Origin of the sequence: Streptomyces sp. NPDC093546 (assembly GCF_044765045.1) — a bacterium.
Lineage (GTDB): Bacteria > Actinomycetota > Actinomycetes > Streptomycetales > Streptomycetaceae > Streptomyces.
In genome coordinates, this window is the sequence record NZ_JBIWJG010000005.1 from 311675 (window position 1) to 319449 (window position 7775).

The window sequence follows — 7775 nt, forward strand, 5'->3', positions numbered from 1 at the left end:
CGCGTATGGGCAACATCCCCGAGACGGGCCGGACCCCCCGGGTCCAGATCCGGCTCATCGCCATCCAGGTCCTGGTCTTCTCCCTCTTCTTCACCCTCGCCGGCCGCCTCTGGTACCTCCAGGTGCGCAACGGCGACGAGTACACCGAGGAGGCCCGCAGCAACCACGTCCAGCAGGTCGTCGAGCCGGCGGTCCGCGGCTCCATCCTCGACGCGCGCGGTGTACCGCTCGCCGACAACGAGACGCGTCTGGTCGTGTCGGCCTCCCGTACCGAGCTGATGAAGATGAAGGACGACGGCAAGGGCGTCCTGACCCGGCTCGCGGGCGTCCTGGGGATGGAGCCCAAGGAGGTCATGGACAAGGTCCGCCTCTGCGACGCCGACACCCCGCAGCCCTGCTGGAACGGCTCGCCGTACCAGCCGATCCCCGTCACCGACGAGGCAACGCCCAAGCAGGCCCTCCAGATCCGGGAGCGCGCCGAGGAGTTCCCCGGCATCACCGCCGAGCCCGCCGCCGTACGCCGCTACACCGCGCCCGGCGGCGCCCGCGCCGCGCAGGTCCTCGGCTACCTCTCGCCCGTCACGGACCAGGAGATCGAGAAGGCCAAGGACACCGACTCGCCGTTCCTCCGCTCCGACATGGTCGGCCGCTCAGGCCTGGAGCGCACGTACGACAAGGAGCTGCGCGGCAAGGCCGGCGTCACCCGCTACGAGGTCGACAAGCTCGGCCGCGTCCTCGGCGAGTCGGAGTCCGACCCCGGCCGCCCCGGCTCCAACGTCGTCACCTCCATCGACGCGCGCGTGCAGGCGGTCGCCGAGTACGAGCTCCAGCAGGCGATGAAGACCGTCCGCAAGGAGACCGACAGGATCACCGGCCGCCCGTACGCGGCCGACGCGGGCGCCGTCGTCGTCATGGAGTCCAAGACCGGCCGCGTCGTCGCGATGGCCTCCCAGCCCGACTACGACCCCAACGCCTGGGTGGGCGGCATCTCCGCCAAGGAGTACGCCAAGCTCACCGGCAAGGGCTCCAACTACCCGCTCCTCAACCGCGCCATCCAGGGCCAGGCACCGGCCGGCTCCGTCTTCAAGGTGGTGTCGGCGAGCGCGGCCGTCCGGGCCGGCTACCCCTTCGACGGGCGCTACAACTGCAGCAGCTCCTACAGCCTCGGCGGCCGCAGCTTCGCCAACTTCGAATCCAAGGGGCACGGGCCCATCTCCCTCGGAGACGCCCTCAAATTCTCCTGCAACACCGTCTTCTACCGCCTCGGCCACCAGGAGTGGCAGCGCGACGGCGGCCTCAAGCCGAAGAGGGACGCCAACGACTGGTTCTACCGGACCGCCCGCGACTACGGATTCGGCGACGAGACCGGCATCGACCTGCCCAACGAGGTCACCGGCCGCATCCCCGACCGCCGCTGGAAGCAGAACTTCTGGGCGGCCAACAAGGACTCCTGGTGCAAGCAGGGCAAGAAGGGCGGCTCCTACGTCGAGCAGATCGCCTACGAGAGCTGCCTCGAAGGCAACCAGCTGAAGGCCTTCGACAGCATCAACTTCGCCATCGGCCAGGGTGACGTCCTCATCACCCCCATCCAGCTGGCCACCGCCTACGCCGCCATCAGCAACGGCGGCACGCTCTACAACCCCACCATCGGCAAGGCCGTGATCAGCCCCGACGGCAAGCGGATCGAGGAGATCAAGCCGAGGTCCCACGGCAGGCTGCCGGTCGACGCCCAGACCATCAGCGACCTCGACAAGGGCCTGCGCTCCGTCGTCGAGCCCGGCGGCACCGCCGCCTGGCGGTTCGGCGGCTGGCCGCAGGACAAGATCCCGATGCGCGCCAAGACCGGCACCGCCCAGGTCTACGGCAAGCAGACGACGTCGTGGTTCGCCACGTACACCGACGAGTTCACCGTCGTCATGACCATCTCCCAGGGCGGTACGGGCTCCGGCGCCTCCGGCCCCGCCGTGCGCAACATCTACGACGCCCTCTACGGCCTCGACGACGAGGGCAACCAGGACCTCAAGCGCGCCCTGCTGCCCCAGCCGCAGACGACGCTGCCCAAGATCCAGCCCGACGGCACGATCGAGGCGCCTCCGATCAAGCCGTACGATCCCGAGGAGCAGAAGGTCGACCCGGCCGAGCAGGGCGACGGCGAAGACGAGCAGCAACTCGCCGGACCGCCCGGCGTGTGGAGGGACTGACACCAGCACCATGGCCGGAACCAACAACTTCTCCGTCCCCCGGTACGCGCCCGAACAGCGCGGCGCCTGGGCGAAGCTGACCGCACGCGACTCCTGGGTGCGCAGGCTCGACTGGCCGCTGCTCTTCTCGTCGCTCGCGCTCTCCTTCATCGGATCGCTGCTGGTGTGGTCCGCGACCCGCAACCGCACCGAGCTCACCGACGGTGACCCGTACGCCTTCCTCTTCCGCCACCTCCTCAACACCGGTATCGGCTTCGCCCTGATGGTCGGCACCCTCTGGCTCGGCCACCGCACCCTGCGCGGCGCCGTGCCCGTGCTGTACGGCATCTCGGTCGTGCTGGTGCTGCTGGTCCTCACTCCGCTCGGCGCGACCATCAACGGCGCGCACGCGTGGATCGTCATCGGCGGCGGATTCTCGCTCCAGCCCTCCGAGTTCGTGAAGATCACGATCATCCTCGGCATGGCGATGCTCCTCGCCGCGAAAGTCGACGCGGGCGACCAGCTCTATCCCGACCACCGCACGGTCGCCAAGTCCCTCGGCATCGCCGTGCTGCCCATGGCCATCGTCATGCTGATGCCGGACCTCGGCTCGGTGATGGTCATGGTCGTCATCGTGCTCGGCGTGCTGCTCGCCTCCGGCGCCTCCAACCGCTGGGTCATCGGCCTCATCGGCGCGGGGACCATCGGCGCCGCCCTCGTCGCCGCGCTCGGCGTCCTCGACGAGTACCAGATCAACCGCTTCGCCGCCTTCGCCAACCCCGAGCTGGACCCCGCCGGCGTCGGCTACAACACCAACCAGGCGCGCATCGCCATCGGCTCGGGCGGGCTGTACGGCGCGGGCCTCTTCAACGGCCACCAGACCACCGGCCAGTTCGTGCCCGAGCAGCAGACCGACTTCATCTTCACCGTCGCCGGCGAGGAGCTCGGCTTCATCGGCGCCGGCACGATACTCGCGCTCCTCGGTGTGGTCCTGTGGCGCGCCTGCCGCATCGCCCGCGAGACGACCGAGCTGTACGGCACGATCGTCGCCGCCGGGATCATCGCCTGGTTCGCCTTCCAGTCCTTCGAGAACATCGGCATGACCCTCGGCATCATGCCCGTCGCCGGACTGCCGCTGCCGTTCGTCTCGTACGGCGGGTCGTCGATGTTCGCGGTGTGGGTGGCGATCGGACTGCTCCAGTCGATCAGGGTGCAGCGGCCGATGTCGGCGTAAAGGGGCCCCTCACGGGGTAGTCCGATGCGAATGACGGCGGAGACGAAGCGTGAGATCGAGCGGAAGTACGAAACCGGCCCCGACACCCGGCTGCCCCGCCTGACCGGGGCGGCCGGGATCGCGGACACGGCCGACCGGGGAGTCGTCGAACTGGACGCGGTCTACTACGACACCGCCGACCTGCGCCTCGCCGCCGCCGGGATCACCCTGCGCCGCCGCACCGGCGGCAACGACGCCGGCTGGCACCTCAAACTGCCCGTCGCCCCGGGCGTGCGCGACGAGGTGCGCGCCCCGCTCGGCGACGGCGTGCCGGAGCCGCTCGCCGCGCTGGTCCGCGCCCGGACCAGGGGCGCGGAGCTCGTCCCCGTCGTACGGCTGCTGTCGTCGCGGGACGTACGCCACCTGCTGGACGAGCAGGGCACGCTCCTCGCGGAGCTCTCCACGGACACGGTGCGCGCGCAGCTGCTCGACGGCACTCCGGGGCGGGCCGAGTGGACCGAGGTCGAGGTGGAGCTCGCGGACGGCGGCGACCCCGCGGTCCTGGACGCCGTGGAGAAACGCCTCCGCAAGGCGGGGCTGCGGCCCGCCGCCTCCGCCTCCAAGCTCGCCCGGGCGCTCGCCGACACCGGCCGGTGGACACCGCCGAAGCCGGAGAAAGCGGCTCGTACCGCCGGTGACCACGTCCTGCGCTACCTGCGCGCCCAGGCCGAGGCCCTCCTGGCCGCCGACGCCGCCGTACGCCGCGACCTGCCGGACTCCGTCCACAACATGCGCGTCGCCACCCGCCGCCTGCGCAGCGCCCTGCGCTCGTACCGCAAGGTCCTCGACCGGGCGGCCACCGACCCGGTCGCAGAGGAGCTCAAGTGGCTCGGCGGCGAGCTGGGCGCCGACCGCGACCAGGAGGTGCTCACCGAACGGCTCACCGCCCGCATCGACGCCCTCCCCGGCACGCTGCTCCTCGGCCCGGTGCGCGGCCGTCTCCGCGTCTGGGCCACCGCGGGCCGCGCCGGCGCGCGCGGCCGCACCCTCGCCGTCCTCGACACCGACCGCTACCTCGCCCTCCTGGACGTCCTCGACGCGCTGCTCGCCGACCCGCCGCTGCGCCCGGCCGCCGGAAAGCCCGTGGCGAAGGTGCTGCCCCGGGCGGTCCTCAAGGAGTACGAGCGCCTCGCGGCCCGCGTCGACCGCGCCCTCGCGCTGCCGCCCGGCGAGGAGCGCGACCTCGCCCTGCACGCCGCCCGCAAGGCCGCCAAGCGCACGCGGTACGCCGCGGAGGCCGCCGCCCCGGCCCTCGGTAAACCGGCGAAACGCCTGGCCCGGCGCGTGAAGTCCGTCCAGCGGGTCCTCGGCGACCACCAGGACAGCGTCGTCGCCCGCGCCACCCTGCGGGACCTGGCGATCAAGGCGCACGCGGCGGGGGAGACCGCCTTCACCTGGGGCCTGCTGTACGGCCAGGAGCAGGCGAGCGCGGCGGAGCGGGAGCGGGAGCTGGGGGAGGTGTGGGCCGAGGCGTCGGCGGGAAAACTGCGGCGGCTCTGACCGTCCGGGCACCGGGGTACGCTTGAGAGTCGCCCTGCCAGCTCACGAAGGTTCGCGAGATGCCTGCCGAGTCCGTCTTCCCTCAGCTCGAAGCTCTGCTTCCGCATGTGCAGAAGCCGATCCAGTACGTCGGCGGTGAGCTGAACTCCACCGTCAAGGAATGGGACTCCACCGACGTCCGCTGGGCGCTCATGTACCCCGACGCGTACGAGGTCGGGCTGCCCAACCAGGGCGTCATGATCCTGTACGAGGTACTCAACGAGCGCGAGGGCGTCCTCGCCGAGCGCACGTACAGCGTGTGGCCGGACCTGGAAGCCCTGATGCGCGAGCACAACGTGCCGCAGTTCACGGTGGACAGCCACCGGCCGGTGCGCGCCTTCGACGTCTTCGGCCTCAGCTTCTCCACCGAGCTCGGCTACACCAACATGCTCACGGCGCTCGACCTCGCGGGCATCCCGCTGGAGTCGAAGGACCGGACGATCGACGACCCGATCGTGCTCGCCGGCGGCCACGCCGCCTTCAACCCCGAGCCGATCGCGGACTTCATCGACTGCGCCGTGATCGGTGACGGCGAGCAGGCCGTCCTGGAGATCACCGACATCATCCGCGCCTGGAAGGCCGAGGGCCGCCCGGGCGGCCGCGAGGAGCTGCTCTTCCGCCTCGCCAAGACCGGTGGTGTGTACGTCCCGGCGTTCTACGACGTCGAGTACCTCCCCGACGGCCGCATCGGCCGCGTCGTACCGAACAAGTCCGGTGTGCCGTGGCGTGTGTCCAAGCACACCGTCATGGACCTCGACGAGTGGCCGTACCCGAAGCAGCCCCTCGTCCCGCTCGCGGAGACGGTCCACGAGCGCATGTCCGTCGAGATCTTCCGCGGCTGCACCCGCGGCTGCCGCTTCTGCCAGGCCGGCATGATCACGCGCCCCGTGCGGGAGCGAAGCATCACCGGCATCGGCGACATGGTCGAGAAGGGCCTCAAGGCGACCGGCTTCGAGGAGGTCGGCCTGCTGTCGCTCTCCTCCGCCGACCACTCCGAGATCGGCGACATCGCCAAGGGCCTCGCCGACCGGTACGAGGACGACAAGATCGGCCTCTCCCTGCCCTCGACCCGCGTGGACGCCTTCAACGTCGACCTCGCCAACGAGCTGACCAGGAACGGCCGTCGGTCCGGTCTCACCTTCGCCCCCGAGGGCGGCTCCGAGCGCATGCGCAAGGTCATCAACAAGATGGTCTCGGAGGAGGACCTGATCCGTACGGTCTCCACGGCGTACGGCAACGGCTGGCGCCAGGTGAAGCTGTACTTCATGTGCGGCCTGCCCACCGAGACCGACGACGACGTGCTCCAGATCGCCGACATGGCGGCCAACGTCATCGCCGAGGGCCGCAAGGTGTCCGGCCAGAACGACATCCGCTGCACCGTCTCCATCGGCGGCTTCGTGCCCAAGCCGCACACGCCGTTCCAGTGGGCCCCGCAGCTGAGCGCCGAGGAGACCGACGCCCGCCTGGAGAAGCTCCGCGACAAGATCCGCGGCGACAAGAAGTACGGCCGCTCCATCGGTTTCCGCTACCACGACGGCAAGCCCGGCATCGTCGAGGGCCTCCTCTCGCGCGGCGACCGCCGCGTCGGCGCCGTGATCCGCGCCGTGTACGAGGACGGCGGCCGCTTCGACGGCTGGCGCGAGCACTTCAGCTACGACCGCTGGATGGAGTGCGCCGAGAAGGCGCTGCCGCAGTTCGGCGTCGACGTCGACTGGTACACCACCCGCGAGCGCACGTACGAGGAGGTCCTGCCCTGGGACCACCTGGACTCCGGTCTCGACAAGGACTGGCTGTGGGAGGACTGGCAGGACTCGCTCGACGAGACCGAGGTCGAGGACTGCCGCTGGACGCCGTGCTTCGACTGCGGTGTCTGCCCGCAGATGGACACCCACATCCAGATCGGCCCGACGGGCAAGAAGCTGCTGCCGCTCACCGTGGTGAAGTGACCGCGGGAGTGATCGCGTAACGTCCGTGCAACGGCCCGGCCCGGGGGAAAACCCCCGGCCGGGCCTTTTGCGTCATCTCAGGCATGGACATGGAGAAGCGCGGCCCCGAGGCGTACGAGGGCGGCGAGGGCTGCCTGACGACGGTGATCAGGATCCCGGTGCGGATCGTGGTGCTCCTCGTCGTCGTACCCGTACGGATGATCTGGGACCTCTTCGTCCTCTGCGGCCGGTTCCTCGAACGCGTCCTCCTGCGCCCGCTGGGCCGGGCTCTCGGCTGGGTGTGGGACACCCTGCTCGCGCCCGTCGGCCGGGCCGTCGCCTGGCTCGCGCGAGGGCTTGTCCACTACGCCATCGTCGTGCCCGCCGTCTTCGTGTACCGCTGGGTGCTCGCGCCGGTGGGGCGGGGTGTCGCGTGGCTCGGCAGGGGAGCGGTCACCATCGTCGGCATGGTGCTGGGCAGCCTCGCCGCCGCGGTGGTGTGGGTGGTCACCACCCTGATCGTCACCCCGCTGGCCTGGCTCTTCCGCACGGTGCTGCGACCGCTCGGGCGCGGCGCGGGTCTGGTGCTGTGGGCGGTGTTCGTCTGGCCGTGGACCGCGCTGTACCGGTGGGTGCTGACGCCGCTGTACGTCCATGTCCTCACACCGCTGGGCCACGGCGCGCTGTGGCTCGCCAAGGCGGTGGTCAGGGCGCTGGTCGTGGTGCCCGCCGTCTTCCTGTACCGCTGGGTGCTCCGCCCGGTCGGGCGCGGCGCGGGTCTGGTGCTGTGGGCGGTGTTCGTCTGGCCGTGGACCGCGCTGTACCGGTGGGTGCTGACGCCGCTGTACGTCCATGTCC

Annotated in this window: 4 protein-coding genes and 1 pseudogene; all 5 read left to right on the top strand. The window is 70.8% G+C overall.

Annotated elements, in window-relative coordinates; translation table 11 throughout:
• The first annotated feature begins 5 nt into the window (after positions 1 to 5).
• Entirely contained in the window at positions 6 to 2201 is a 2196-nt protein-coding gene (mrdA, locus tag ACIRNI_RS14025; RefSeq protein ID WP_403551324.1) for a penicillin-binding protein 2, read from the top strand.
• Between the two features lie 10 nt (positions 2202 to 2211).
• Positions 2212 to 3414, top strand: coding sequence for a rod shape-determining protein RodA (gene rodA, locus ACIRNI_RS14030; protein WP_403551326.1), 1203 nt, complete (start codon positions 2212 to 2214; stop codon positions 3412 to 3414).
• Positions 3415 to 3444: 30 nt separating this feature from the next.
• On the top strand, positions 3445 to 4953 hold the full coding sequence (locus ACIRNI_RS14035; protein ID WP_403551328.1) for a CHAD domain-containing protein: 1509 nt from the start codon (positions 3445 to 3447) through the stop codon (positions 4951 to 4953).
• Positions 4954 to 5012: 59 nt separating this feature from the next.
• Positions 5013 to 6938 (top strand): TIGR03960 family B12-binding radical SAM protein, encoded by a 1926-nt coding sequence (locus ACIRNI_RS14040; RefSeq protein WP_403551330.1) that lies wholly within the window; start codon positions 5013 to 5015, stop codon positions 6936 to 6938.
• Positions 6939 to 7021: 83 nt separating this feature from the next.
• Positions 7022 to 7775: pseudogene (locus tag ACIRNI_RS14045) on the top strand (hypothetical protein); the annotation flags it as partial.

Coding starts and splice junctions, on each gene's coding strand:
- mrdA (WP_403551324.1), top strand. CDS start 6: ATGGGCAACATCCCCGAGACGGGCCGGACCCCCCGGGTCCAGATCCGG.
- rodA (WP_403551326.1), top strand. CDS start 2,212: ATGGCCGGAACCAACAACTTCTCCGTCCCCCGGTACGCGCCCGAACAG.
- ACIRNI_RS14035 (WP_403551328.1), top strand. CDS start 3,445: ATGACGGCGGAGACGAAGCGTGAGATCGAGCGGAAGTACGAAACCGGC.
- ACIRNI_RS14040 (WP_403551330.1), top strand. CDS start 5,013: ATGCCTGCCGAGTCCGTCTTCCCTCAGCTCGAAGCTCTGCTTCCGCAT.